This is a genomic window from Bradyrhizobium sp. WSM2793 (assembly GCF_000379585.1).
Classification (GTDB): Bacteria; Pseudomonadota; Alphaproteobacteria; order Rhizobiales; family Xanthobacteraceae; genus Bradyrhizobium.
In genome coordinates this window covers 97863-123258 of sequence record NZ_KB902789.1, presented here as the reverse complement: position 1 = coordinate 123258, position 25396 = coordinate 97863, and the positions used below count along the sequence as shown (strand labels likewise).

General features: G+C 65.4%; 23 protein-coding genes. 8 read left to right on the top strand and 15 right to left on the bottom strand.

Annotation, left to right across the window (positions count from 1 at the left end; genetic code table 11):
* Together A3AS_RS0122890 and A3AS_RS0122885 are read right to left on the bottom strand one after the other, a co-directional pair.
* Window positions 1-213 (bottom strand): transposase family protein (locus A3AS_RS0122890; protein WP_018315544.1); only part of this gene is annotated, 213 nt, incomplete at its 3' end.
* 246 nt (window positions 214-459) lie between these two features.
* Window positions 460-1257, bottom strand: a complete 798-nt coding sequence (locus A3AS_RS0122885) for a hypothetical protein (protein ID WP_018319891.1) — start codon at window positions 1255-1257, stop codon at window positions 460-462.
* Between the two features lie 104 nt (window positions 1258-1361).
* Between A3AS_RS0122885 and A3AS_RS0122880 the strand changes: the two genes are divergently transcribed.
* From A3AS_RS0122880 to A3AS_RS0122870, 3 genes are all read left to right on the top strand, one after another.
* A complete protein-coding gene (locus tag A3AS_RS0122880; RefSeq protein ID WP_018319890.1) occupies window positions 1362-1865 on the top strand; it encodes a YaiI/YqxD family protein in 504 nt (167 codons plus the stop codon).
* A gap of 1 nt (window position 1866) precedes the next feature.
* Complete coding sequence (locus A3AS_RS0122875; RefSeq protein WP_018319889.1) at window positions 1867-3678, top strand: ABC-F family ATP-binding cassette domain-containing protein; 1812 nt, start codon at window positions 1867-1869, stop codon at window positions 3676-3678.
* 67 nt (window positions 3679-3745) lie between these two features.
* Entirely contained in the window at window positions 3746-4825 is a 1080-nt protein-coding gene (locus A3AS_RS0122870) for a D-TA family PLP-dependent enzyme (RefSeq protein WP_018319888.1), read from the top strand.
* A gap of 97 nt (window positions 4826-4922) precedes the next feature.
* On the opposite strand, the gene A3AS_RS0122865 is transcribed toward A3AS_RS0122870, so the two are convergent.
* From A3AS_RS0122865 to A3AS_RS0122830, 8 genes are all read right to left on the bottom strand, one after another.
* Entirely contained in the window at window positions 4923-6143 is a 1221-nt protein-coding gene (locus A3AS_RS0122865; RefSeq protein ID WP_084674889.1) for a TIGR03862 family flavoprotein, read from the bottom strand.
* Window positions 6140-7057: an SDR family NAD(P)-dependent oxidoreductase gene (locus A3AS_RS0122860; RefSeq protein ID WP_018319886.1), complete on the bottom strand. Its 918-nt coding sequence runs from the start codon at window positions 7055-7057 to the stop codon at window positions 6140-6142. The genes A3AS_RS0122865 and A3AS_RS0122860 overlap by 4 nt, the downstream gene beginning before the upstream one ends.
* Window positions 7058-7277: 220 nt before the next feature.
* Entirely contained in the window at window positions 7278-7757 is a 480-nt protein-coding gene (locus tag A3AS_RS0122855; RefSeq protein ID WP_018319885.1) for a MaoC family dehydratase, read from the bottom strand.
* Window positions 7758-9473, bottom strand: coding sequence for an AMP-binding protein (locus A3AS_RS0122850; RefSeq protein ID WP_018319884.1), 1716 nt, complete (start codon window positions 9471-9473; stop codon window positions 7758-7760).
* A 128-nt stretch (window positions 9474-9601) separates the two neighbouring features.
* Window positions 9602-10510, bottom strand: a complete 909-nt coding sequence (gene mmsB, locus A3AS_RS0122845; protein ID WP_304489545.1) for a 3-hydroxyisobutyrate dehydrogenase — start codon at window positions 10508-10510, stop codon at window positions 9602-9604.
* Between the two features lie 6 nt (window positions 10511-10516).
* The gene (locus A3AS_RS0122840; protein ID WP_018319882.1) at window positions 10517-11584 is read right to left on the bottom strand and encodes an enoyl-CoA hydratase/isomerase family protein; all 1068 of its coding nucleotides are present in this window, start codon (window positions 11582-11584) and stop codon (window positions 10517-10519) included.
* On the bottom strand, window positions 11581-12726 hold the full coding sequence (locus tag A3AS_RS0122835; RefSeq protein WP_018319881.1) for an isobutyryl-CoA dehydrogenase: 1146 nt from the start codon (window positions 12724-12726) through the stop codon (window positions 11581-11583). Before A3AS_RS0122835 ends, A3AS_RS0122840 begins: the two co-directional genes overlap by 4 nt.
* Window positions 12727-12748: 22 nt before the next feature.
* Window positions 12749-14245: a CoA-acylating methylmalonate-semialdehyde dehydrogenase gene (locus A3AS_RS0122830; RefSeq protein ID WP_018319880.1), complete on the bottom strand. Its 1497-nt coding sequence runs from the start codon at window positions 14243-14245 to the stop codon at window positions 12749-12751.
* A 102-nt stretch (window positions 14246-14347) separates the two neighbouring features.
* On the opposite strand from A3AS_RS0122830, the gene A3AS_RS0122825 reads away from it, so the two are divergent.
* On the top strand, window positions 14348-15256 hold the full coding sequence (locus A3AS_RS0122825; RefSeq protein ID WP_018319879.1) for a LysR family transcriptional regulator: 909 nt from the start codon (window positions 14348-14350) through the stop codon (window positions 15254-15256).
* 110 nt (window positions 15257-15366) lie between these two features.
* Here the strand turns inward: A3AS_RS0122825 and A3AS_RS0122820 are convergent, their stop codons facing one another.
* Window positions 15367-15984: a TetR/AcrR family transcriptional regulator gene (locus tag A3AS_RS0122820; protein WP_018319878.1), complete on the bottom strand. Its 618-nt coding sequence runs from the start codon at window positions 15982-15984 to the stop codon at window positions 15367-15369.
* A 64-nt stretch (window positions 15985-16048) separates the two neighbouring features.
* The gene (locus A3AS_RS0122815; RefSeq protein WP_018319877.1) at window positions 16049-16582 is read right to left on the bottom strand and encodes a PaaI family thioesterase; all 534 of its coding nucleotides are present in this window, start codon (window positions 16580-16582) and stop codon (window positions 16049-16051) included.
* 152 nt (window positions 16583-16734) lie between these two features.
* Between A3AS_RS0122815 and A3AS_RS0122810 the strand changes: the two genes are divergently transcribed.
* From A3AS_RS0122810 to A3AS_RS0122800, 3 genes are all read left to right on the top strand, one after another.
* A complete protein-coding gene (locus tag A3AS_RS0122810) occupies window positions 16735-17505 on the top strand; it encodes an enoyl-CoA hydratase (RefSeq protein ID WP_018319876.1) in 771 nt (256 codons plus the stop codon).
* 318 nt (window positions 17506-17823) lie between these two features.
* Complete coding sequence (locus A3AS_RS0122805; RefSeq protein ID WP_018319875.1) at window positions 17824-19020, top strand: acetyl-CoA C-acyltransferase; 1197 nt, start codon at window positions 17824-17826, stop codon at window positions 19018-19020.
* 113 nt (window positions 19021-19133) lie between these two features.
* Window positions 19134-20429, top strand: a complete 1296-nt coding sequence (locus A3AS_RS0122800; protein WP_018319874.1) for an MFS transporter — start codon at window positions 19134-19136, stop codon at window positions 20427-20429.
* Here A3AS_RS0122800 and A3AS_RS0122795 read toward each other — a convergent pair.
* The 3 genes from A3AS_RS0122795 to A3AS_RS0122785 form a co-directional block, all read right to left on the bottom strand.
* A complete protein-coding gene (locus tag A3AS_RS0122795) occupies window positions 20426-21772 on the bottom strand; it encodes a carbohydrate porin (protein ID WP_049814954.1) in 1347 nt (448 codons plus the stop codon). The two genes, A3AS_RS0122800 and A3AS_RS0122795, sit on opposite strands and share 4 nt — an antisense overlap.
* A 54-nt stretch (window positions 21773-21826) precedes the next feature.
* Window positions 21827-22843, bottom strand: a complete 1017-nt coding sequence (locus tag A3AS_RS0122790) for a transporter (protein WP_020508724.1) — start codon at window positions 22841-22843, stop codon at window positions 21827-21829.
* Between the two features lie 109 nt (window positions 22844-22952).
* Entirely contained in the window at window positions 22953-23732 is a 780-nt protein-coding gene (locus tag A3AS_RS0122785) for an acetoacetate decarboxylase (protein WP_018319871.1), read from the bottom strand.
* Between the two features lie 198 nt (window positions 23733-23930).
* Between A3AS_RS0122785 and A3AS_RS0122780 the strand changes: the two genes are divergently transcribed.
* Complete coding sequence (locus A3AS_RS0122780) at window positions 23931-25106, top strand: patatin-like phospholipase family protein (protein WP_018319870.1); 1176 nt, start codon at window positions 23931-23933, stop codon at window positions 25104-25106.
* The last annotated feature ends 290 nt before the right edge of the window (window positions 25107-25396 follow it).

Genomic DNA, 25396 nt, shown 5'->3' with positions numbered 1-25396 from the left:
GAACGTATCGTGGCTCGGGATGCCATGTTCCAGGCGAAGGAAGAGCCGCAACAACTCCTCCTTCGACTGTCCGAAGTCCGCCATGTCCGAGCACGAATCCGCCCCGCACAACGTCGCCGCCAACGCGATGAACAGTACTTCCAGCAGATCATGCCGGGCATTGTCCGCGCGCGGGTCCGGCAACCGCCGAAAGGCCTTTCTGAACTTCTGCATCCGACCCCCTCCGTCTTCCGGGAGTCGTCTTCAGAATCCGTCTTGCCTTCCAATGCAATAGCTAGACAAAACCCATATGCGATTCCCCTGCGCTTGCGGGGAGAGGTCGAAGCCGGAGCGCAGCAAGGCTTCGGGTGAGGGGGACTCTCCGCGAGTCCAACTTTCATCGTCCTTGCGGAGACTCCCCCTCACCCGCCGCGCGTTCCGCGCGTCGGCCTCTCCCGGCAAGCGGGCGAGGCGAAGACCCTACACCGCCTGCTCGCGCGGCTGGTAGATCGCAATGTGCTGGCAGTGGGCGAGCGGCGTGGTGCCGTTGGCGACGACGAGCGCGTCGAGCTCGACGAAGCGGTGGCCCTTCTTCTCGTAATTGGCCGTGACCTTCGCCCGCGCGGTGATCTCGTCGCCGGTGCGTACCGCCGATAGCAATTGCATGCGGCTGCCGACATGGATCCACGGGCCGAGAATGGTGTTGTCGACCAGCACGCGGTTCATGACGCGCTGGATCAGCCCGGGATGGCCGAGTCCTTCGCGCGCAAAGATCGGATCGGTTTCCCTGATGTCGGCGAGATAGTCAGCCGCATCCTGCCCGGCCCAGCGCCGGGGCGTGGTGCCCAGCCATTTGCCCATCTCGAACGTCGCGGGACTGACCGGCTTGCGCTCGGCCACCGCGGGCACGGCGACATAGTCGCTCAGCAACACCACAGGCGCGGCCGCCGGCAGCGAGGCCGTGCCTGTCGCGCAGAGCTCGGTGCGGCTGAACACCTCGATCGTCAGCAAGCCGTTGTGCTCGGTCGCATCGACATCGGCGGTCTCGCCATCATAGACCGGCTTGATGAAGCGGGCCTCGACCAGCCCGCGGGACAGGAAATCGCGGCCCCAGCGCGCCACCGGCACGTGCATCATGTAGGCGAAGACATCGACGCCCGGGACCAGCCCGCCGGAAAAGCCGAAGCGGCGCGCCACCGTGTCGTCATGCATCTTGTTTTCGGATTGCTTGGCGGTGTTGTAGGCCTCGACGCGCCAGGTTTCGAGCCGGTTCGGCATGGGGTCATCTTCCCTGTTCTTGTTGTTTCGGACGGATCGTAGGCCCCAGGGAACACCGGTCAATCCCCTCGCCTTTGCGGCCCGAATGGGGTACCACGCGGCGAATGACTGACACCCCCACCCGCATCTATGTCGACGCCGACGCCTGCCCGGTAAAGGACGAGATCTATCGCGTCGCGCTCCGGCACGGCGTGCCCGTGAGCGTGGTCGCCGGCAATTTCATCCGCGTGCCGCACGATCCGCTGATCGAGCGCATCGCCGCAGGCGCCGGCATGGACGCCGCAGACGACTGGATCGTCGAACGCGTCAAGCCCGGCGACGTCGTCGTGACCTCCGACATTCCGCTGGCCAGCCGCTGCGTCAAGGCTGGCGCCGACGTGATCGCGCCGAACGGCAAGCCGTTCACGGAGGAGTCGATCGGCATGACGCTGGCGGTGCGCAATCTGATGACGGATCTGCGCTCGGCCGGCGAAGTCACCGGCGGCCCGCGATCATTCGCGCCGCGCGACCGCTCCGCCTTCCTCTCGGCGCTCGACCAGACGCTGCGCCGGATCCAGCGCCGCCGCGCCGATCAGGCCGCAACGAGCCAGAATTTGAGTCAGGGCTGACATGGCGCCGCCGCTGATCCAACTGAAAGACATCAGGCTGACCTTTGGCGGCACGCCGCTGTTGTCAGGCGTCGAGCTCAACGTCGCGCCATCCGAGCGCGTCTGCCTGATCGGCCGCAACGGCTCGGGCAAGTCGACGCTGCTGAAGATCGCGGCCGGCCTGGTGGAGCCCGACGGCGGCACGCGCTTCGTGCAGCCCGGCGCCACCGTGCGTTACCTGCCGCAGGAGCCCGACTTCGGCGAGCACAAGACCACGCTTGCCTATGTCGAGTCCGGTCTCGCCCCCGGCGACGATCAGCACCAGGCGCGCTACCTGCTGGAGCAGCTTGGCCTGACCGGAGACGAGAACCCGCACAATCTCTCCGGCGGCGAGGCCCGCCGCGCGGCGCTGGCGTATGTGCTGGCGCCCTCGCCGGACATTTTGCTGCTGGACGAGCCGACCAACCATCTCGATCTCGCCACCATCGAATGGCTGGAGCAGGAGCTCGACTCCAGGCGCAGCGCACTGGTGATCATCAGCCACGACCGCCGCTTCCTCACCAATCTCTCGCGCGCCACCGCGTGGCTCGACCGCGGCAAGATCAAGCAGATCGACCGCGGCTTTGCCTCGTTCGAGAGCTGGCGCGACGAGGTGCTGGCGGAAGAAGAGCGCGACCAGCACAAGCTAGACCGCAAGATCGTCGACGAAGAGCACTGGCTGCGCCACGGCGTCTCCGGCCGGCGCAAGCGCAACGTCAAGCGCCTCGCCAATCTGCATACGCTGCGCGACCAGCGCCGCAACTATCGCGGCACGGCCGGCACCGCCAGCCTCGCGGCGGCCGAAGCGGAGCAGTCGGGCAAGTTGGTGATCGAGGCCAAGGGCGTCACCAAGGCCTATGGCGAGCGCAAGATCGTCGAGAATTTCTCGACCCGCATCCAGCGCGGCGACCGGCTCGGCATCATCGGCCCCAATGGCGCCGGCAAGACCACGCTGGTCAATCTGCTCACCGGCGGCGCAGAGCCGGATTCCGGAACGGTGCGCCTCGGGGCCAATTTGGAGATAGCGACGCTCGATCAGCACCGCGAAAGCCTCGATCCCAAATCGACGCTGGCCGAAGCACTGACCGGCGGTCGTGGCGACCAGATCATGGTCGGCGGCAAGCCGAAGCACGTCGTCGGCTACATGAAGGACTTTCTGTTCGCGCAGGAGCAGCGCGGCACGCCGGTGGAAGTGCTCTCGGGCGGTGAGCGCGGTCGGCTGATGCTGGCGCGCGCGCTGGCAAAACCCTCGAACCTGCTGGTGCTGGACGAGCCGACCAACGACCTCGATCTCGAAACCCTCGACGTCCTCGAGGACATGCTCGGCGATTACGAGGGCACCGTCATCCTGATCAGCCATGACCGCGACTTCCTCGACCGCGTCGTCACCTCGGTGATCGCGCCTGAGGGCAACGGCAAGTGGACCGAATATGCCGGCGGCTACAGCGACATGCTGACCCAGCGCGGTGCGGACCTGAAGCGCGAGACGGCGAAGGCCCAGCCGGTTGCGGAGAAGAGAGAGGAGCGCGCCGCTGCTCCCGCCTCCGCACCGAAGCGCAAGCTGAGCTTCAACGAGAAGCATGCGCTGGAAACGCTGCCGAAGAAAATGGAGACGCTGCAGGCCGACATTGCAAAACTGCAGCGCGTGCTCGACGATCCAAATCTCTATGCGAAAGATCGCAAGAAATTCGACGACACCTCCGCCGCTATCGCCAAGGCGCATGATGAACTGTCTGCCGCTGAAGAGCGCTGGCTCGAACTTGAAATGCTTCGGGAAGAAATTGAGCAGGCCTAGCGCGCATTCCGCAAAAGTGGGCACCAGTTTTGCGACCAGAATGCGCGCCAACTAAGAGACGACTCCCATGACAACTCCCCTCGCTGCAAAAATCGCCCGCGAATACGGCACGCCCTGCGCCGTCATCGACATGGACAGGGTCGAGCGCAACATCGCGCGGATCCAGAAAGCCTGCGACGAGGCCGGTGTCGCCAACCGTCCGCACATCAAGACCCACAAGAACCCGACCATCGCCAAGATGCAGGTTGCGGCCGGCGCCAAAGGCATCACCTGCCAGAAGCTCGGCGAAGCCGAGATCATGGCCAACGCCGGCATCGACGACATCCTGATCAGCTACAACCTCCTCGGCGAAGAGAAGATGGCGCGGCTCGGCGCGCTGCAGGCGAAGGCCAACATGACGGTGGCCGCCGACAATTCGACCGTCGTCGCCGGCCTGCCCAAGGCTGCTGCGGCGTCGGGCCGTCCGCTCTCGGTCGTGGTCGAATGCGATACGGGGCGCAAGCGCGCCGGCGTCGAGACCCCGGCGGAGGCGATCGCGCTGGCGCGCGAGATCGCCGCATCCAAGGGGCTGCAGTTCGCCGGCTTCATGCTGTATCCGACCGAGACCGGCTGGGCGGACGCGCAGAAATTCTACGACGAGGCGCTGGTCGGCGTGCGCGCGCACGGGCTGGACGCAAAAATCGTCTCGACCGGCGGCACGCCGAACCTGAAGAATATCGGCAAGCTCAAGGGCGGCACCGAGCATCGCTTCGGCACCTACATCTACAACGACCGCATGCAGGTCGCGGCGGGCTCCGCCACCTGGGACGACTGCGCGCTGCACATCTATTCGACCGTGGTGAGCCGCGCCGCGCCCGAGCGCGGCATCCTCGATGCCGGCTCGAAGACGCTGACCACTGATACCGGCGGTCTCGACGGTCACGGCCTGATCCTGGAGCATCCCGAAGCCAAGATCGCAAAATTCGCCGAGGAGCACGGCTTCCTCGATCTCTCCCGCAGCAACACGCGGCCCAATGTCGGCGACGTCGTCCGCATCGTGCCGAACCATGTCTGCGTCGTCGTCAACATGATGGACGAAGTGGTGATGGTCCGCGGCGAGGAGATCATCGGCACACTGCCGGTGGCGGCGCGGGGCAAGCTGCGGTAGGCGAACTGCCGTAGGGTGGGCAAAGCGAAGCGTGCCCACGACTTCTCGTCGTAACTGCGAAAGATCGTGGGCACGGCGCTTCGCGCCTTTGCCCACCCTACGATTTCTTGAGCCAGCTCAGCACGCCCCTGCCCGCCGCAGCGCCGGTGGCGAACGACGCCTGCAGCAGATATCCGCCCGTGGGCGCCTCCCAGTCCAGCATCTCGCCGGCGGCAAACACGCCCGGCAGCTTGCGCAGCATGAAGTGGTCGTCGATCTCGTCGAAGGTGATACCGCCCGCAGTCGAGATCGCGCGATCGATCGGGGCAACGCCGGTGAGCTGAACCGGAATGGCGTTGATCAGATGCGCAAGCTCGGCCGGCGAGAACGAGGCCAGTGGCCGGCCGGACACGATGGCGGCCTCCTGCATCAGGCCGATTCCGACCGGCGACAATTGCGCCGCCTTGCGCAGGAAGTTCGCGAGCGATTGCTTGCCGCGTGTCCCTGACAGCCGCGTGGTCAGAGCGGCGGCGCCGAGGTCGGGCCGCAATGCGATCGAAAGCGTCGCCTGCCCGAGACTGAGCACCTCCTCTCGTAACTCCGCCGACAGCGCGTAGATCGCGCCGCCTTCGATGCCGATACGCGTGATCATGGCTTCGCCGCGCACCGTATGCGCGCCGATCGTCAGCGCCACGCCCTTGAGCGGCTGGCCCTCGAAACGATCGCGGAACACATCGGACCAAGCGACCGTGAAGCCGGAATTGGCTGGCCGCAGCTTTGAGATGGCAACGCCCTTCGCGGCAAGGATGTCGGCCCAGCTGCCATCCGACCCCAGCCGCGGCCAGCTGGCGCCGCCAAGCGCGAGCACGGTGGCGCTGGCAGTGACGGCCGCTGCGCCATCGCGCGCTCGAAACAGCAGCAGCCCCTCGCCGTCCCAGCCGGTCCAGCGATGACGAAACGCAAATCGCACGCCGCTGGCATCGAGCCGCCGGAGCCACGCGCGCAGCAAGGGCGAGGCCTTGAAGGCCTTCGGAAAGACGCGCCCGCTGGTGCCGACGAAGGTCGGCTCGCCCAGCGCGTCGCTCCACGCACGGAGCGCGTCCGGCGAAAACGCTTCGATCGCCGCCTGCAGCTTCGGGGCCGCCTCGCGATAGCGCGCCATGAATTGCGGTAGCGGCTCACTGTGGGTGAGGTTGAGTCCGCCGCGGCCGGCCATCAGGAATTTTCGGCCCGCGGACGGCATCGCGTCGTACACGGTGACGCGCGCGCCGCCCCGCGCCAGCATCTCCGCCGCCATCAACCCGGCGGGACCGGCCCCGATGACGGCGACATCGGTCAGAGCTTGATCCCCGCCCGCGCCGCGGCCTGCGCCACGTATTTCTGCGTCTGCTCGAACGCCCCGGTCAGCGCCTTGGCTTTCGACATGTCGCTGATCTCGGCGAAATGCGCGGCGACCGCGTCCGGCGTCCATTCGGATTCCGGCAGGTTGATGCCCTCGCTCTCCACGATCTTGATCACGGCGAACGATCCTGCACCGGCGCCCATGATGGTGCGGGTCGGCGCGTCCTCGCTGAGCATGTACTCGACCGCGGGCGTGATCGCGTTCGGCTTCATCAGTTGCAGCGCCTGCGGCGGCAACAGCTCTTCCGTCATGCGGGTAGCGGCCGTCGGCGAGATGATGTTGACGCGGATGTCGGACTTGCGGCCTTCTTCGGCGAGCACGTTCATCAGGCCGACCATGCCGGACTTGGCCGCGCCGTAATTGGCCTGGCCGAAATTACCGTAAAGGCCGGAGGACGACGTCGTCAGCACGATGCGGCCATAGTTGCGGTCGCGCATGCCGGCCCAGGCCGCCTTGCAGCAATAGAAGGTGCCGACGAGATGCACGTCGAGCACCTTTTGGAAGTCGGCCGCTTCCATCTTGCCGAACGACTTGTCGCGTAAAATGCCCGCATTGGCGCACAAGAGGTCGACACTGCCCCACTCCTTGGTGGCGCGCTCGACCATGGCGGTGACCTGTTCGAAATTGGAGACGTCGGCGCCATCCGCCATCGCGGTGCCGCCGGCCTTGCGGATTTCCTCGACCACGGTCTCGGCCGGCGACAGCGAGCCACCGGTGCCGTCACGCGCGCCGCCGAAATCGTTGACGACCACTTTCGCGCCGCGGCTGGCCAGCCCCAGCGCGTGCGCGCGCCCCAGACCATTGCCCGCGCCGGTGACGATGGCGACGCGTCCGTCGAACCTGATTGCCATGAGTGAAGGTCTCTATTTCTTCTTCCCTTCTCCCCTTGTGGGAGAAGGTGGCGCGCAGCGCCGGATGAGGGGTCTCTCTCGACAGATGCGCTCGCGGAGAGAGACCCCTCACCCGCCTCGCGTTCCGCGAGGCACCCTCTCCGGAAGGGGAGAGGGTAAAACCCCGCTCTGGGTTGCCTTTTTGAGCAGCGATGGCTGGCCGGGTCAAGCCCGGCCCGGCCTACGCGAAATAGATCAGACCCAGCCACTCCGCGACCAGCGCCGGCTTGTCCTCGCCCTCGATCTCCACGGTGACATTGGTGCGGGACTGCAATTCATTGGCCTTACGGAGCTTGGCTTCGGCCAGCACGAAACGGCCGCGAACGCGCTTGCCCGAGCGGACCGGCGAGATGAAGCGCAGCTTGTCGAAGCCATAATTGACGCCCATCGTGGTCCCCGAGATCACGGGCATCACCTCATAGGACATGATCGACAGCAGCGACATCGTCAGGAAGCCGTGCGCGATGGTGGTGCCGAACGCGGTCTCCTTCTTGGCACGTTCAGGGTCGACGTGGATGAACTGGTGATCCTCGATCACATCGGCATAGGTGTCGATGCGCGGCTGATCGATCAGGTGCCACGACGACACGCCGATCTCCTTGCCGACCATGGCCTGATAGGCTTCCAAGGAAATCGGCGGCTTCTTCCAGACTTCGTTCACTTAGGTCTCACTCCGTGTTTTCGGCAGTTCCGGAAAATCCTCCTCACGGAATTCCCGGCCGCGCAGCGGATCGTTGCGATCATCGTCCCGCTCCAGCCTGCGTAGCTGCACCCGGCGGATTTTGCCAGAGATCGTCTTCGGCAGCTCGGTGACGATTTCGAGGCGACGGATGCGCTTGAACGGGGCGAGCCGCGTGTGCAGGTGCTGGAAGATCGACAGCGCGGTCTCAGGCGTCCGCTCCGCGCCCGAGGTCAGCAGCACGAACGCCTTGGGGATCGCGAGCCGGATCGGGTCCGGGCTCGGCACCACCGCGGCTTCGGCCACCAGCTCGTGCTCGAGCAGCACGCTCTCCAGCTCGAACGGGCTAATGCGGTAGTCCGACGACTTGAACACGTCGTCGGAGCGGCCGACAAAGGTAAGATAGCCCTCGTCGTCTTCGAACACGACATCGCCGCTGCGATAGAGCTCGCCTTCGGCACCGGCTAGCTTGCCGTCGTCGCTCTGATAACCCTGCATCAGGCCGGCGGGCCGCTCGGCGCCGAGCACCAGCGTGACCTCGCCTTCCTTCGCCTTGTTGCCGTCGGCATCGCTGATCTGCACGCGATAGCCAGGCAGCGGCCGGCCCATCGAGCCGATCTTGATGTTCTGGCCCGGCGAGTTGCCGGCGAGCGCCGTGGTTTCGGTCTGGCCGTATCCGTCACGGATGGTGAGACCCCAAGCCGCCCGCACCTGGTCGATCACTTCAGGATTGAGCGGCTCGCCGGCGCCGCAGACCTCGCGCAAGCTCACCTTGAAGGACGCCAGGTCCTCCTGGATGAACAGCCGCCACACCGTCGGCGGCGCGCACAGCGTGGTGACGCCGCAGCGGCCGATGGTGGCAAGCAGGCTCTTGGCGTCGAAGCGCGGCTGGTTGACCACGAACACGGTGGCGCCCGCGTTCCACGGCGCGAAGAAACAGCTCCAGGCATGCTTGGCCCAGCCGGGCGAGGAGATGTTGAGATGGACGTCACCGGGCTGCAGCCCGATCCAGTACATGGTCGACAGATGCCCGACCGGATAGCTGCGCTGGCTGTGCCGGACAAGTTTTGGTTTTGCAGTGGTCCCCGAGGTGAAATAGAGCAGCATCGGGTCGTCGGCATTAGTCGGCCCATCGGCGCTAAAACTCTCCGGGGCCTTTGCGGCCTCATCATAGGAGAGCCATCCGTCGTGAGCCGTGCCGACCACGATGCGAACGATGTTCTCGGCACCAAGACTTGCGAACTTCGCGACCTGGTCCTCGGCGGCCACCACCGCCCTCGCCTTGCCGCGATCGAGGCGATCGCGCAGCTCATCCGCGGTGAGCAGTGTGGTCGCGGGGATTACGACGACGCCGAGCTTCATCGCCGCCAGCATCGTCTCCCACAGCGGAACCACATTGCCGAGCAGCAACAGGAGATGATCGCCGCGCTTCAGGCCCTGCGCGCGGAGAAAGTTCGCGACCTGATTGGAGCGCTTGGAGAGCGCCGCAAAGGACAGCTTTGTCTGCCGGTCCTGCGCGGCATCGACGATCCAGAGCGCGGGCCGGTCCTTGGCTTCGGCGTCCTTCGCCAGCTCGTCGAACCAGTCGAGCGCCCAGTTGAAGGGAACCGGATCCGGCCAGCGGAATCCTTTGACCGCGGCCTCGTAATCCGTGCGGTGCTTGAGCAGAAACGCGCGCGCGTCCTGAAATGTCGTCATGTTCCGGGCCCGTCGAATTGATCTTCGAACGTAGCCCGGATGGAGCGAAGCGCAATCCGGGGCCGGCTACGCCATTGGAGGCAGCTGTCCCGGATTTCGCTTCGCTCCATCCGGGCTACGAAGCCTCGCTATTTTCCAGCGAGGCTGCGAACGTGCTTGATAATTCCGGAAAAATCCACCCCGCCTTGCCCGGCTGCGTCGAAAGACTGATAGATCTCCTGCGCATGCTTGCCGAGCGGCGTCGCCGCGCCGGCCGCCTTCGCGGCGTCCTGCGCCAGCGTCAGATCCTTCACCATCAGCGCCGAGGCGAATCCCGGCTTGTAGTCGTTGTTGGCCGGCGAGGTAGGCACCGGACCCGGCACCGGGCAATAGGTCGTCAGCGACCAGCACTGGCCCGACGAGGTCGAGGCGACGTCGAACAGCGCCTGGTGCGAGAGGCCGAGCTTCTCGCCGAGCGCGAAAGCTTCGCTCACCGCGATCATGGAAATGCCGAGGATCATGTTGTTGCAGATCTTGGCCGCCTGCCCTGCGCCGGCGCCGCCGCAATGCACGATCTTCTTGCCCATGTTCTCCAGCACGGGCTTTGCCGCCGCGAATGCGCTCTCCTCGCCGCCGCACATGAAGGTGAGCGTCGCGCCCTTGGCGCCGCCGGTGCCGCCGGAGACCGGCGCATCCACCGAGAGCACGCCGTGCTTGCCGGCGAGCGCATGCGCCTGCCGCGCACTCTCGACGTCGATGGTGGAGCTGTCGATGACCAGCGCGCCCTTGGTCATTGCGGGAAGGATTTCATTCCAGACGCCGAGCACATGCTTGCCGGCCGGCAACATGGTGACGACGACATCGGCGCCCTTCACTGCACCCGCGGCGCTGTCGGCGATGCCGGCGCCGTCGGCCTTGGCCTGATTGCGCGAGGCTTCGACGAGGTCGAACGCGACGACCTTGTGGCCGGCCTTGACGAGGTTGGCCGCCATAGGGCCGCCCATGTTGCCGAGACCGATGAATGCGATCGTGGCCATTGTCGTTTCCTCCGCTTCAATCGTTGATTAGTTGAACTTCAGCTCGTCGGCGCCGATCTCGGCGAGATACGGTGCAAGCATTTGCGGCGTCACATCCTCAATTCGTGGCGGCGACCAGATCGGGTTGCGGTCTTTGTCGATCACGGCCGCGCGCACGCCCTCGCGAAAATCATCGCTGCGGAACACCTCCAGCGCGGCGCGGTATTCGCGCACCAGGCATTCCTCCAGGCTCGACGCGGTGCGCGCCAGTCGCAACAGTTTCAGCGTCACCACCATGCCGCGCGGCGATTTCTCATTGAGCGTCTTCAGCGTCGCCAGCGCGAATTCGGAGCCGTCGCGTTTCAGGGCAGCAAAGATATCTTCCATGCGGTCGAAGCCGAACAATGCGTCGATAGCAGGCTCTTTTGCAGCGACCGGGCCCGCACTCTCACCGGTTGCAAAACTGTTGATGAGCTTGGTCACCTCAGCCGCGGTCACGCCCTGACGGAGCATGGTCAGCGTCTCGCGCAGCGCCGGCCATTTCGCCGCCGGCACCACGGCGTCGGCGAATTTCGCGTGGATCGCGTCGGGCCCGTTCATGGTCTGGCCGGTCAGGCCGAAGTAAGTGCCGACCTCGCCCGGCGAGCGCGACAACAGATAGGTGCCGCCGACGTCGGGGAAGAAGCCGAGCCCGACCTCGGGCATCGCCAGCTTCGTGCGATCGGTGACGATGCGATGGCTGGCATGGGCGGAGAGTCCGACGCCGCCCCCCATCACGATGCCGTCCATGAAGGCGATATATGGTTTTGGGAATTTCTTGATCCGGGCGTTGAGGATGTATTCCTCGCGCCAGAGGATCTTGCCGAGGTCGCCGTTGACCTTCGAGCTCTCCCAGAGCGTGCGGATGTCGCCGCCGGCACAGAGGCCGCGCTCGCCGGAGCCTTCCAGCACGATCACGGCAACGGCGGGATCGGCCTCGAAGCGGTCGAGTGCCTTGTCGATGTCGCGAAACATCTCCAGCGTGACGGCGTTGATGGCCTTCGGACGATTGAGCCTGATGATTCCGGCTGCGCCCTCGACGCGGGCAACGAGATCGCCCTCTTCCACTGAACTCATCGCGCGCCCTCGATCAGTTTGCGCGCCACGATGAGCCGCATGATTTCATTGGTGCCTTCGAGGATCTGATGCACACGCAGATCGCGCACGATCTTCTCAATGCCGTATTCGCTGAGGTACCCGTAGCCACCGTGAAGCTGCAGCGCATGGTTGGCGACCTCGAAGCCGACGTCGGTGCCGAAGCGTTTTGCCATCGCACACAGCATGGTGGCATCAGGGTCCTTGCGGTCCAGCGCCGCAGCGGCGCGCCACAGGAAGGTACGCGCGGCTTCCAGCTCGATCGCCATGTCGGCGAGGCGAAACTGCAGCGCCTGGAATTCGTCGAGACGCTTTCCGAACGCCTTGCGCTCCTTCATGTAGGCCCGCGCCTTGTCGAGCGCGGTCTGCGCACCACCCAGCGAGCACGCGGTGATGTTGAGGCGGCCGCCATCGAGACCGGCCATCGCAATCTTGAAGCCGATGCCCTCCTCGCCGAGGCGATTGGCCACCGGCACGCGCGCGTTCTCGAACATCACGGCGCGGGTCGGCTGCGCGTTCCACCCCATCTTGCGCTCATTGGCGCCGAAGGAGACGCCCGGCGTCTTGCCGTCGATGACGAGGGTCGAGATGCCGCCCGGGCCATCGCCGCCGGTGCGCACCATCGCGACCAGGAGATCGGTGCCGCCGGCGCCGGAGATGAACTGCTTCTGGCCGTTGAGAACGTAATGATCGCCATCGCGCACGGCGCGCGTACGCAGCGCCGCGGCATCCGAGCCCGCGCCCGGCTCGGTCAGGCAGTAGCTGGCGATCAGCTCCATGGTGCAGAGTTTTGGCAGCCATGTGTGGCGCTGGGTGTCGCTGCCGAAGGCATCGATCATCCAGCTCGCCATGTTGTGGATGGAGATGAAGGCCGAAGTGGTCGGACAGCCCGTCGCCAGCGCCTCAAAGATCAGTGCCGCGTCGAACCGCGTCATCGCGGATCCGCCGACATCGTCGCGGATGTAGATGCCGCCCATGCCAAGCGTCGCGGCTTCGCGCATCACGTCGACGGGGAAATGCTTCTCCTCGTCCCAGCGCAGCGCATGCGGCGCGATCTTCTCCGCCGCAAACGCCAACGCCATGTCGCGAACCGCGATCTGATCCTCGTTCAGAGCGAACTGCATATGAGCCTCGCTCTCAAGGGGATCACTTCATCAGCGGGATCGAGAACTCCGCGCCTTCCTTGACGCCGGACGGCCAGCGCGAGGTCACCGTCTTGGTTTTGGTGTAGAAGCGGACCGAGTCCGGACCGTGCTGGTTGAGATCGCCAAAACCCGACTTCTTCCAGCCGCCAAAGGTGTAATAGGCGATCGGCACCGGGATCGGCACGTTGATGCCGACCATGCCGACATTGACCTTGGCCGCGAAGTCGCGGGCGGCGTCGCCGTCGCGGGTGAAGATCGCAACGCCGTTGCCGTAGTCGTGATCCGACGGCAGCGCCAGCGCCTCCTTGTAGTCGTGCGCACGCACGACCGAGAGCACGGGGCCGAAGATCTCTTCCTTGTAGATCCGCATGTCCTTGGTGACGTTGTCGAACAGCGAGCCGCCGAGATAAAAGCCGTTCTCGTAGCCCTGCATCTTGAAGCCGCGGCCATCGACTGCGAGCGTCGCGCCTTCCTTGATGCCGATGTCGATGTAGCCCTTGACCTTCTCGACCGCCTCGCGCGTGACCAGCGGGCCGTAATCGGCGGACGGATCGATCGAGGTGCCGATCTTGAGGCTCTCGACCCGCGGGATCAGCTTTTCCATGAGACGGTCGGCGGTGGACTTGCCGACGGGGACCGCGACCGAGACGGCCATGCAGCGCTCGCCCGCCGAGCCATAGCCCGCACCGATCAGCGCGTCGACCGCCTGGTCCATGTCGGCATCCGGCATGATGATGGCGTGGTTCTTGGCGCCGCCAAAGCACTGGCAGCGCTTGCCGGTTTGGGCGGCGCGCTCATAGATGTACTGCGCGATCGGCGTGGAGCCGACGAAGCCGACGGCCTTGATATCGGGATCGTCCAGGATGGCGTCGACCGCCTCCTTGTCGCCGTTGACGACGTTGAGGATGCCGGCCGGCAGGCCTGCCTCGATCATGAGCTCGGCGAGCAGCATCGGCACGCCGGGATCGCGCTCCGACGGCTTGAGGATGAAGGCGTTGCCGCAGGCGATCGCGGGCGCGAACTTCCACATCGGGATCATCGCCGGGAAATTGAACGGCGTGATGCCGGCGACGACACCGAGCGCCTGGCGCATCGAATAGATGTCGATGCCGGGGCCGGCGCCTTCGGTGTATTCGCCCTTCATCAGATGCGGGATGCCGCAGGCGAACTCGGCGACCTCGAGGCCGCGCTGGATGTCGCCCTTGGCGTCCGGCACGGTCTTGCCGTGCTCGCGGGCCAGCAGCTCGGCCAGCTTGTCGTAGTCGCGCTGCACCAGCTCGACGAATCTCATCATGACGCGGGCGCGGCGCTGCGGGTTGGTCGCGGCCCATTCGGGCTGTGCCGCGCGGGCGTTCTCGACGGCGGCGCGGACCTCCGCCTTGGACGCCAGCGCCACCTTGGCCTGGACGTCACCGGTCATCGGCTCGAAAACGTCGGCGGTGCGGCCAGAGGTGCCCTTTACTTCCTTGCCACCGATGAAATGTCCGACTGAACGCATGGAATGATCTCCTTGAGGCCGAGCTTGATCGCTTTGACAAATCCTATCGACCTGCATTTTATAGGATTCAAGTCTGAGATAATGCACCATAGATGTGCGAAAATGCTGGATCAAGGCGCTATCGATTGGGACGACTTTCGCTTCGTGCTGGCCATCGTGCGGGGCGGCTCGGTCTCGGCTGCGGCAAAACAGCTCGGAGTGGACCATGCCACGGTGATCCGCCGCGTCGACCGGCTGGAAAAGCACCTCTCGGCTAAGCTGTTCGACCGGCGCAAGACCGGCTACCTCCTCACCGAGGCCGGCCAGCGCGTCGCCGACAGCGCGGAAGCGATGGAATCGACCATCGTCGCCAACCAGGAGCAGGTCGGCGGCTCCGTGGCGCGTCTGACGGGGACGGTGCGGATCGGCGCGCCCGACGGGTTCGGCACGGCCTTCCTGGCACCGCGGCTGGCCCCCTTCGCCGACCGGTATCCCGATCTCGATCTGCAACTTGTGGCCACCGCGCGGCTGTTCAGTCTCTCCAAGCGCGAGGCCGACATCGCCATCAGCCTGACCATGCCGAAGGAAGGCCGCATCGTCGGCCGCAAGCTGCTCGACTACCGCCTCGGCCTCTACGCCGCACCCGCCTATCTCGACCGCTTCCCTGCGATCACCTCGCGGCAGGATCTGCCGCAGCACCGCTTCGTCGGCTACATCGAAGAGCTCTTGTTCACGCCGGAACTCGATTATCTGCCGCAGGTGTCGCCGCGGATCTCCGCGCGCTTCCGCAGCGCCAATCTGATCGCGCAGCTCAATGCTACGCTCTCGGGCTTCGGCATCGCGGTGCTGCCGCACTTCATGGCGAGCGATTATCCGCAACTCGTTCCGGTGCTGCCCGAGGAGATCTCGATCACGCGGACATTCTGGATGCTGATGCACGCCGACAGCAAGGATCTGGCGCGGATCAGAGCGGTGGCGGATTACATCGGCGAGATCGTCGAGCGCGAACGGGCGCTGTTTGCGGGGCGGTAGCGACGATCCCGTAGGGTGGGCAAAGGCGCAAAGCGCCGTGCCCATCATCTCTCTTCGATAGCGACGAAGTCGTGGGCACGCTTCGCTTTGCCCACCCTACGGCACCTCGCCTAGGTCTTCACCTTCTTCACCGCCGCCGCCTTCGGCTCGCGCTTCGTGCCCTCCAGCGCACTGTCCCGGCCCACCTTCAACACCTCGTCGGACAGCTCGCTCGACCCGGCAATGCGGGCCAGCAGCATGGTGCCGGCCATCGTCGCCAGCGTCGCGACCGCCTGCTTGCGTGCGGCCTTGCGCGGCATGTTCGGAATGTTGTCCGCCAGCTGCTCGATCATCTCGTCGAGCTTGCCGGCAAATGCCTTTCGCGCCTTCGGGCTCTCGCGGGCGATCTCGGCACCGAGAGCGGGAATCGAGCAGCCATGGCCGGGATTGTCGCGATGCAGCGCCGACAGGTAGGCCTCCGCGATCATCGCCAGCCGCTTGTCCGGCGAAACCTCGTCGGTGATCTTGCGCCAGTGCTCCATCGAGCGGTCCATCGCATAACCGAACGCCTCGATCACCAGCGCCTCGCGGGAATCGAAATGCGCGTAGAAGCCGCCATGGGTCAGGCCTGCCTCCTTCATGAGGTCGGCGACGCCGATGCCATGGGCGCCCTTTTCGCGCAGCCGCACGGAGGCCTTCCTCACGATGCGGTCGTGGGTTTCCTGCTTGTGTTCCCGGGAGTAGCGCATGCGGTTCTCATTGAATGTCGATGGTCATCTCATAACACGCAAATGACGAAAAGGGTGCATTAATTCATGTTAAGTTGCTTCCGATCATGGAAAACGTTGCAGTTGCGTGCACCGCAAGGGCGCCCTTGCCGTCCCGGACGAAGCCTTCGGTGTAGCTGGTCTGCCGCCCCAGCTTGATCACCCTGCCTTCGGCCGAGATCAGACCCGAGCGAACCGAGAGCGGACGCAGGAAGGTCATTTTCAGGTCGAGCGTCACGGAGCTCTGCCCGGCTTCCAACCGGGTCGAGATCGCGCATCCCATCGCGGTATCGAGCAGCGCAGCTGCGGTCGCGCCGTGGATGAGGCCGATCGTGTTTTCGAGATCCTCGCGCGGCTCCAGTTCCATGACGATCCGACCCGGCTCGACCACCCCCACATTGAAGCCGATCAGTTTTGCAAAAGGCGGCGGCGGCAGCCGGCCGTCGCGAATGCCCAGCATGGCGTCCATGCCCGACAGGCCCATCGCGACTTTCGCGACCGGCGCCGGCACCTGCCAGTCCACCACGCGCTCGCGCCGCTGCGCGGGCGAAAACAGTTCGAGTTGGTCGGCTTCAGTCATGGGATCCCTTTTGTATGATATATGTCATACTATGCGACGGACTTCGCACTTGCAACTCGCCCCGCCCCGCTTGACAACAAGGACGTTTCGGCCCGGAAGTGGCACCGACCCGCGCGCCTCGCGCCGGTCCACGAAACCTTCGAGATGCCACGATGGAAATGCTCAACCACCACTGCGGCGTGACGCGCGATACGCGCGGGGTCGTTCATGTCGCGATCTGCAACGCCGGCCCGCTCAATATTCTCGGCTCGCCGGTGACCGACGCCGTGCGCGAAGGCCTGCAGCGGCTTGCATCCGACCGCAGCATCCGCGTCGTGGTGCTGCGCGGCCAGAGCGAGAAGAGCATGATCGGCGGCGCCGACATCAAGGAGATGGCCAAGCTCGAACAGAAATCGGCGGAGGCTTTCATCAGCCGCCTGCGCGATCTCTGCGAAGCGGTGCGCCAATTCCCGGCACCGGTGATCGCCCGCATGCCCGGCTGGTGCCTCGGCGGCGGCCTCGAAGTGGCGGCCGCCTGCGATTTCCGGATTGCCGCGCATGATGCGCATTTCGGCATGCCGGAGGTGCGCGTCGGCATCCCCTCGGTGATCCACGCAGCGCTCTTGCCGCGCCTGATCGGCTGGGCCCGGGCGCGCTGGCTGGTGATGACGGCGGAGAACATCGACGCAGCCACCGCGCTCGCCTGGGGGCTGGTCGACAAGGTGGCACTTGAGGGCGGACTGGATGCCGAGATCGAGCATCTCGTGAACGCACTGCTCGCATGCGGCCCCGAAGCGCTGCGCTCGCAGAAGGCGCTGCTGCGACAGTGGGAGGAACTGCCGCTGACGGAGTCCGTGAATCTGAGTGTCAAGGTGTTCGGCGAGTCGTTCCTCACGGACGAGCCGACGCGGCTGATGCAGGCGTTCGTCAACCGGAAGCGGTAGGCGCGCTGTGATGGGTTAGACTCTCTCCATTTCAAAGGCGTCATGCCCCGGCTTGACCGGGGCATCCAGTACGCCGCAGCCTCTCGGCTCAATCATAGCCGCCTCTGGAATACTGGATCGCCCNGTCAAGCCGGGCGATGACAGCGGTGTGTGTGGAACGACCAAGCTTCATCCGCACCCGGCCCAACCTCCCTGCCCGTCTCACACGACCAAATCTCATGCGAACCGCAAGTTTTCTCATCCCTGGCGCGGTTGCATTTTTTGCGGCGCATCATATGATGATCATAATCCTACACATCATCGCCAGGGAGTCCCATCATGGCCGAAGCCGCCGATCCCGTCGTCATCGTCTCCGCCGCCCGCACCCCGCTCGGCCGCTTCATGGGCGAGCTCTCGCCGCTTCCCGCGCACAAACTCGGATCGCACGTGATCGGCGCTGCGCTGGAGCGCGCAAGACTCGCGCCCGAGAAAGTCGACGAGGTCTTCATGGGCTGCGTGCTGCCGGCCGGACAGGGCCAGGCACCCGCGCGGCAGGCGGCGCGCGCGGCCGGGCTGCCCGACGCCACCGGCGCGACCACGGTCAACAAGGTCTGCGGTTCCGGCATGAAGGCAACCATGCTGGCGCACGACATCATTCGCGCCGGCTCGGCCGACATCGTCGTCTCCGGCGGCATGGAGAGCATGAGCAACGCGCCCTATCTCCTCGCCAAGGCGCGCGGCGGCTACCGCGTCGGCCACGACCGCATCATCGACCACATGATGATGGATGGCCTTGAGGACGCCTACGAAACCGGCCGTTCCATGGGCGATTTCGGCGAGGCCACCGCGGAGACGTACCAGTTCACCCGCAAGGACCAGGACGCCTATGCGATGGAGACGCTGAGCCGCGCCCGCAAGGCGGTCGAGGGCGGCGCGTTCAAGGCTGAGATTGCGCCGATCACGCTCGCGGAAAAGGCCGGTCCCCGCATCGTCGCCAATGATGAGCATCCGCTGAAGGTCGATCCGGCCAAGATCCCAGGCCTGAAGCCGGCGTTCCGCGCCAACGGCACCATCACGCCGGCCGCCTCCTCCGCCAATGCTGACGGCGCCGCGGCGCTGGTGCTGGCGAAGCGCTCGCTCGCCGACCGGGGCGGCCTTCCCGTTCTCGCGGAGATCAAGGGCCACGCCACCCACAGCCAGGAGCCGCAATGGTTCACCACGGCGCCGATCCCCGCGATCCGCAAGCTGCTCGACAAGGTCGGTTGGGCTGCCTCCGACGTCGATCTGTTCGAGATCAACGAGGCCTTTGCCGTGGTGGCGATGGCGGCACAGCGCGATCTCGGCATTCCCCGAGATAAGCTGAACATCAATGGCGGCGCCTGCGCGCTCGGGCATCCCATCGGCGCCACCGGCGCGCGGCTGATCGTGACGCTGCTGCATGCGCTCGAGGCGAACAACCTCAAGCGCGGTATCGCCGCGCTCTGCATCGGCGGCGGCGAAGCCACGGCGATCGCGGTGGAGCGGCTGGCGCGCTGACGCGCGGGTGTCCGAAATAGAGGGAAGTCTGTCATTTCAGACTTCCCTTCCCCGTGCCAGACTGGAACCATGACGCGAGTCCCACCGGGCTCGCCAAACCACATTGAGGCCCAATGATCTCGAACTGGCTCGCGGCAGCATTGTCCCGCCGCAACATTCATTACGGCTGGGTGATGGTCGGCGTGACCTTCCTCGCCGCGCTGATCAGCGCCGGCACGGTCGGCGCGCCCGGGGTGTTCATCGTTCCGCTTCAAAAGGAGTTCGGCTGGAGCACGGCGCAGATCTCCTCCGCACTGTCGATCCGTTTCATTCTGTTCGGACTGATGGCGCCATTCGCGGCCGCCCTGCTCAACCGCTACGGCCTGCGCAACGTCACGCTGGCGGCACAGCTCATCGTCGTCTCGGCGCTCGTGCTCTCGCTCGGCATGACCGAGGTCTGGCAGCTCGTCGCGCTGTGGGGCGTGGTGATCGGCATCGGCAGCGGCATGACCGCTCTGGTGCTCGGCGCAACCATTGCCACGCGCTGGTTCGCAGCAAGACGCGGCCTCGTCGTCGGCATCATGACCGCGAGCGTCGCCACCGGCCAGCTCGTGTTCCTGCCGCTGCTCGCAAGCCTCACCGAACGCTATGGCTGGCGGCTCGCGCTCGGGTTCGTCTGCATCATGCTTGGGGTCTCCGCGCTGGCCGTCCTGCTCGCGATGCGCGATCGGCCGAGCGATGTCGGCCTGCGTCCGTTCGGCGATGAGGGCACCGAGCCCCTGCCCGCCCCGCCCGTGAGCCACGGCTCGATCACGGGCGTGGCGCTCGGCACGCTGCGCGACGCCTCGAAGTCGACTGCATTCTGGATCCTGTTTGCGACCTTCTTCGTCTGTGGCGCCTCGACCAATGGTCTCGTCCAGGTGCACCTGATCCCGATGTGCCTCGATTTCGGCATCCCGCAGGTGCAGGCCGCGAGCCTGCTTGCGGCCATGGGCATCTTCGACTTCTTCGGCACCATCATGTCGGGCTGGCTGTCGGACCGCTATGACAATCGCTATCTCCTGTTCTGGTATTACGGCCTGCGCGGGCTCTCGCTGATCTTCCTGCCCTTCAGCGACTTCTCGTTCTACGGCCTGTCAATCTTCGCGATGTTCTACGGCCTCGACTGGATCGCAACCGTGCCGCCGACGGTGCGCCTCACCGCGCAAAAGTTCGGGCCCGAGCGCGCCAATCTGGTGTTCGGCTGGATCTTTGCGGGCCACCAGCTCGGCGCCGGGACCGCCGCCTTCGGCGCTGGTCTCTCGCGGACGGTCTATGAGAGCTACCTCCCCGCGTTCTTCATCGCCGGCGCGCTCTGCGTGTTCGCCTCGCTGATCGTGCTGGCGCTGTCGCGGCAGCCGAAACTACAGCCGGCGGCGGCCTCGGCCTAGTACCGGAGCGTGGAGGTGACGCCGAACACCGCGGCGTCACCGATCCGCGAAACGCCGCTGGGATCGTTCGGGTTCTGAATTCCGCCCGAGGGGCGGAACACATATTGGAAATATGGCGCGATCAGCCAGCCCGGCTTGACGTGCGCCTCGTAGATCATCTCGATCAGTGTCTCGTTGCTGCGCACCGGGCTGCGGATGCCGGTGAAGGCCTGCGTATCGAAGTCGAGATTGCGCGCGGTGTTCGAGATCCGCATGTAGGCCATCGCCACGCCGAAGCGGTCGAGCGGACGGCCCGGCGTGAAGCCGACGAAGCCGATACCGCCGTCCATATAGAGATCGATCAGATTGCGATCCGGCGGGCTGTAGGCGATGCGGCCGAACGCGGTGATGCCGGGGAGCGAGGCCGACGTGCTGGTCTCGGTGACCTCGGGCGGGCGATAGAGCACCTGTTCGATCACGGCGAAGATGCCGTAATTGCCTTTGAGCCTTGCAGGAATACCGCTGCCGCCGGCATCGGCGATCGACATCCCCTCCGCCGTCAAGCGCTGGCTGTCGAACGAGCCGTAATGCTTCCACGCGCCCGGCGTGAAATTGCCGGCGAGCGGGCGGCCGCCGATATCGATGGCGTAGTTGAAGCGGACCTGCCCGATCACCCATGGCGGATCGTTGATGCGAAATGCCAGGCCATGATGGTCGCGCAGTTGCGGATCGACATCGCCGGGCCCTGACGGATCGCCGTTGAACACCGCACCATACGCGGTGATCTTGTCGGTTAGCGCAGCCTTGATGCGAATGCCGGGTACGGCGATCGGCGGCGCCGGGCCGCCGGCCGGAAGGTTGCTGGCCTTGATCGCCGGCCAGCCGAAGGTGCCGTTGACGAAGAGATCGTCGGTCTGGCTGTCGAAGAACTCGACATCGGCGGCCTGCTGGCCGGCCCGGATGTTCAGGCGGTCATTGAAAAAGCTCTGCTCGAAATAGGCATTGTAGAGCCGCTGGTCCGGCAGCGCCTCGATCTCGCTGATGGTGGCGAGGTTCATCACGTAGTTGCGGGAAAGGCCCTGGCCGTAGATGATGAAGGCATTGGCGTAAAAGCGGCCACCGGTCCAGCCGACCAGCTTGTCGAGGTCGGCATCGACCGACAGATCGAGCCGGCCGAAATGGATGGCGCCGCGCTTCACGCCGCCGGCGGCATTGGCGATATTGTCTGCGATATAGGTGGCGCCGAAATTCAGGCCCTTGCCGGCAAGGCCGTCATGCCACGCGTTGAACCATTTGGGAAACAGCCATGCGGCCGCGCTCTCGTCCTTGGCGCCGGCGCGCGCGCTCGTCGCCGTGCAGGCCATCGCAATCGCGGCCGCTACGGATATTTGGGTCGCCCAACTCACGATCGACACACGCTACTTGAAGATACCAGTGCGCCTCATGAAGAGATAGGCCGCAGCAACCGAGGAGGCCATCAGCACCGCTGCCCAGATGAATCCGCTCTCGACGTCGGTCAACGGCAGGCCCTTGGTGTTCATGCCGAAGATGCCGGTGATCAGCGTCGGCGGCAGCAACAGCGAGGTCACGATCGAGAGGGTGTGGAGATGGCGATTGCTCTCCTCCTCGTTCTTGAACCGCAGCTCCTCCTCGAGCAGGCGGCTGCGTTCGCGCAGCTCGACGATGTCGTGATCGAGGCCATCGAGCCGCTGCGCGAGCTTGCCGGCCTGGATCCGCAACGCCGGCGACAAATGATCGGTGTTCTTCTGATCGAGACGGTGAAACAGCGTGCGCAATCCCGTGAGCTGCCGATGCAGCCGCACGCAGGTGCGGCGCAGACGGCCGAGGTTGCGGCGCATCTCGGGCCTGGCGTCATCGGCGAGGATGCGCTCCTCGATATCGTCGATCTCCTGGCCGAGCTTGTCGGCCATCCGGTCCAGCGTGTCGGCGACCTCGTCGACGATCTTTTCGAGCAGATGGGCGACGTTGTCGACGCGGTAGCCGCCTTCGAGCACCCGCCGCGTGGCGTCCGCCGAGCACAGCGCCTGGTGGCGGCCGGAGACCAGCAGCCGCTCGGTCATGGCAAAGCGGAGGAACGCGGTCTCCTCCGTCGCGCTGTCGATCTCGCGCACGAGATCGGAAAATACGCCGTAGACGCAGTGGTCGATGACGTGAAGCTGCTGGAAGGTGTCGCTCGACAGCAGCAGCTCGCGCGCCAGCGGCGGCAGCTGCGACGCTCCGATCCAGGGCCGTGCCCGCGCGTCAGTCAGGTTGAAATGCAGCCAGAGCCGGCCGTCATGGCTGAACTCGATCGGCTGGTCGATCGGCAGCGCCTCGGCACTGCCGTCGCTGTGCAGGCGAAAGGCCCATACCAGGCCGGGAATGGCGGGATCAGTGCTCGATAAGGCGCTGACAAGCTTTGCCGGCTCAGCCATGGCCAACCCCAACCATCAGCAACTGCCCCATTCCGGACGATGGCTGACGGCATCTTCCGGACCCAGGCGGTACTCAATTACGCCAGTGTTACAGTTTGATGATGCCGCCCTATTCCGCCGCCAGCCCGGTCGCGGCCGCCTCGGCTTGCCTGATGTAGTCGTGCACGACGCGGCCGAACGGCAGCGTCAGATCGGCGATGTAGTGATGCGCGCCGAGGCAGCGGCGCACCGGGAAATCCGCGACCGGCGCGTTGACATGCGGCACCAGATGCAGCCGGCCCGGCCCCATCCAGGAGCCCTTCGGCACGATGTCGACGAGGTTGATCGCGACCAGCTGGCAGACCTCGAGACGGCCGTCGACGCCCGGGATCATCTTCAGATTGATCTGCGTCTTCGACAGCGTGGCGCGGGTGAGATCGCCGTTGCCGGCCATGCTCTCGTGCTTGTAGCCCATGGTGCCCATGGCGACGAGCTGGCCGGCATATTCCAGCGTGCCCGTCAGCGTGTCCTTGACGATCTCGAGCTTGGGATGTGCGTACTTCTTGGGAAAGCCCCAGATCTCGCGGCCGGCGGCGATCGGCGGATCGTCGTCCAGATACATCTGCGAGACGAAGTTGACGTCCTCGCCGTTGAGGCGCGCGGGGATGACGAGGCCGGATTCGGTGTAGCTGCCGAAGCCGGAGGAGTCAGGCATTTTGATCCATTCGTAATGCACGATCGGCTGGTCGATCGGCTGCAGCGGCTCGGGCAGGCCGGCGCGGATCAGCTCCGGATCGGTCTCGTAGGTGATGACAAGGAATTCGCGGTTGACGAACCGATACGGCCCGGCCGGATAGCTCGGCCCCGCCGCCGGCATTGACGGAAGTCTCAGCACGTCTTCGCTACGCATCGCAGGTCTCCTGTGATCCTGATCGGCGGCAATTGCTAGCGATCCTCATTGACTGCGATGTGAAGCTTTTCCGTCAGCCGCACGACCCCTGCCGTTGCAGCGTGGTCGGTCTGCGTTGCCGGCGCTGCATCGGTGCCGGCTTGTCATCACGCCGTCACCACGGGACGCAATCGTCTGGCGCAAGCAGGAGGCATCGCCATGGACGCCCGCACGTCGCAACCGACATATCAGACACATCAGGCGCCCTCGCGGGGCTGGCGGCCCGAGCGCTGCGATCGCGTCGCGCTGGTGCTGCAGGGCGGCGGCGCGCTCGGCGCCTACCAGGCCGGCGTCTATCAGGCGCTGCACGAGGCGGGCATCGAGCCCGACTGGGTCTGCGGCGTCTCGATCGGCGCGATCAACTCCGCCATCATCGCCGGCAACAAGCCGGAGAAGCGGCTCGAGGCGCTGCGCATCTTCTGGGAGCGCATCACCAACCGCAAGATCTGGCACTACACCCCTGACGGCGACGTCTTCCGCCAGTGGCGCAATCTCACGAGCGCCTGGATGACCTCGGCGATGGGCCAGCCCGGCTTCTTCACCCCGCACCAGGTCAATCCCTGGTTCAGTCCGGTCGGCGCGCGCACCGCGACCAGCTATTACGACACGATGCCGCTGAAGGAGAGCTTGCTTGAGCTGGTCGACTTCGATCTCATCAACGAGAAAAGGGTTCGCTTCGCGGTCGGCGCAGTCAACGTGCTCTCGGGCAATTTCATCTATTTCGACAATTCCCATGACGAGATCGAGCCGGAGCACATCATGGCCTCCGGCGCCCTGCCCCCGGCGCTGCCGATGGTGCGGATCGGCACCGATCATTTCTGGGACGGCGGCATCGTCTCCAACACACCGCTGCAGCATCTGCTCGACCAGGAGGATGCGCTCAACTCGCTGGTGTTCCAGGTCGACCTGTTCAGCGCGCGCGGCGTGCTGCCGCGCTCGATCCAGGACGTGATGGCCCGCCACAAGGACATCATGTATTCCTCGCGCACGCGCCACAACACGGACGTCTATCGCCGCACCCACAATCTCAAGGTCCTGCTCCACAAGGCGCTGGCGAAGCTGCCGGACGAGCAGCTGTCCGACGAGGAGCGCAAGCTGAAGGCGAGCCTGTGCCATATGCCGGAGATCGCGATCCTGCATCTGATCTACCAGCAGAAGGCCTATGAGGGCGACGCCAAGGACCACGAATTCTCGGGCACCTCGATGCGAGAGCACTGGACCAGCGGCTACGAGGACACCAAGCGCACCCTGAAGCGCCGCGACTGGATCAAGATGCCGGAGGAAGGCATGGGCCTCGTGGTGCACGACGTGCACCGGGAGACGGAGAGCGCGTAGGAGCGCTCGTGTCCCGGACGCGCTGCAATGCGTAGCATTGCTGCGCAGAGCCGGGACCCAGACACTGCGCGGTCCGTCGCAACATAGGCCTCGGCTCTGCAGCCGCATCGTCCTTCTGGACGATGCTTTGCATCGCCAGGGGGACGCCGCGCTACGTCCGGGGCACGAGACTGCCCATAAAACATGATCCATTCAGAAGACACACCGTCGCATTCTCGCGGCTCATTTCGCCCGAGTTTTGACTCTCTTTGTTGCCCTTCTTGTTCAGAAAGGGCGCAGGGAAGGCCGGG

What these genes read in the sequence shown, in the direction of transcription:
- A3AS_RS0122785 (WP_018319871.1), bottom strand. Translation starts at nt 23,732, where the DNA reads ATGCGTAGCGAAGACGTGCTGAGACTTCCGTCAATGCCGGCGGCGGGG.
- A3AS_RS0122840 (WP_018319882.1), bottom strand. Translation starts at nt 11,584, where the DNA reads ATGAGTTCAGTGGAAGAGGGCGATCTCGTTGCCCGCGTCGAGGGCGCA.
- A3AS_RS0122850 (WP_018319884.1), bottom strand. Translation starts at nt 9,473, where the DNA reads ATGACGACATTTCAGGACGCGCGCGCGTTTCTGCTCAAGCACCGCACG.
- A3AS_RS0122875 (WP_018319889.1), top strand. Translation starts at nt 1,867, where the DNA reads ATGGCGCCGCCGCTGATCCAACTGAAAGACATCAGGCTGACCTTTGGC.
- A3AS_RS0122885 (WP_018319891.1), bottom strand. Translation starts at nt 1,257, where the DNA reads ATGCCGAACCGGCTCGAAACCTGGCGCGTCGAGGCCTACAACACCGCC.
- A3AS_RS0122830 (WP_018319880.1), bottom strand. Translation starts at nt 14,245, where the DNA reads ATGCGTTCAGTCGGACATTTCATCGGTGGCAAGGAAGTAAAGGGCACC.
- A3AS_RS0122800 (WP_018319874.1), top strand. Translation starts at nt 19,134, where the DNA reads ATGATCTCGAACTGGCTCGCGGCAGCATTGTCCCGCCGCAACATTCAT.
- A3AS_RS0122795 (WP_049814954.1), bottom strand. Translation starts at nt 21,772, where the DNA reads ATGGCCTGCACGGCGACGAGCGCGCGCGCCGGCGCCAAGGACGAGAGC.
- A3AS_RS0122825 (WP_018319879.1), top strand. Translation starts at nt 14,348, where the DNA reads ATGCTGGATCAAGGCGCTATCGATTGGGACGACTTTCGCTTCGTGCTG.
- A3AS_RS0122880 (WP_018319890.1), top strand. Translation starts at nt 1,362, where the DNA reads ATGACTGACACCCCCACCCGCATCTATGTCGACGCCGACGCCTGCCCG.
- A3AS_RS0122870 (WP_018319888.1), top strand. Translation starts at nt 3,746, where the DNA reads ATGACAACTCCCCTCGCTGCAAAAATCGCCCGCGAATACGGCACGCCC.
- A3AS_RS0122805 (WP_018319875.1), top strand. Translation starts at nt 17,824, where the DNA reads ATGGCCGAAGCCGCCGATCCCGTCGTCATCGTCTCCGCCGCCCGCACC.
- A3AS_RS0122815 (WP_018319877.1), bottom strand. Translation starts at nt 16,582, where the DNA reads ATGACTGAAGCCGACCAACTCGAACTGTTTTCGCCCGCGCAGCGGCGC.
- A3AS_RS0122820 (WP_018319878.1), bottom strand. Translation starts at nt 15,984, where the DNA reads ATGCGCTACTCCCGGGAACACAAGCAGGAAACCCACGACCGCATCGTG.
- A3AS_RS0122835 (WP_018319881.1), bottom strand. Translation starts at nt 12,726, where the DNA reads ATGCAGTTCGCTCTGAACGAGGATCAGATCGCGGTTCGCGACATGGCG.
- A3AS_RS0122780 (WP_018319870.1), top strand. Translation starts at nt 23,931, where the DNA reads ATGGACGCCCGCACGTCGCAACCGACATATCAGACACATCAGGCGCCC.
- A3AS_RS0122790 (WP_020508724.1), bottom strand. Translation starts at nt 22,843, where the DNA reads ATGGCTGAGCCGGCAAAGCTTGTCAGCGCCTTATCGAGCACTGATCCC.
- A3AS_RS0122810 (WP_018319876.1), top strand. Translation starts at nt 16,735, where the DNA reads ATGGAAATGCTCAACCACCACTGCGGCGTGACGCGCGATACGCGCGGG.
- A3AS_RS0122860 (WP_018319886.1), bottom strand. Translation starts at nt 7,057, where the DNA reads ATGGCAATCAGGTTCGACGGACGCGTCGCCATCGTCACCGGCGCGGGC.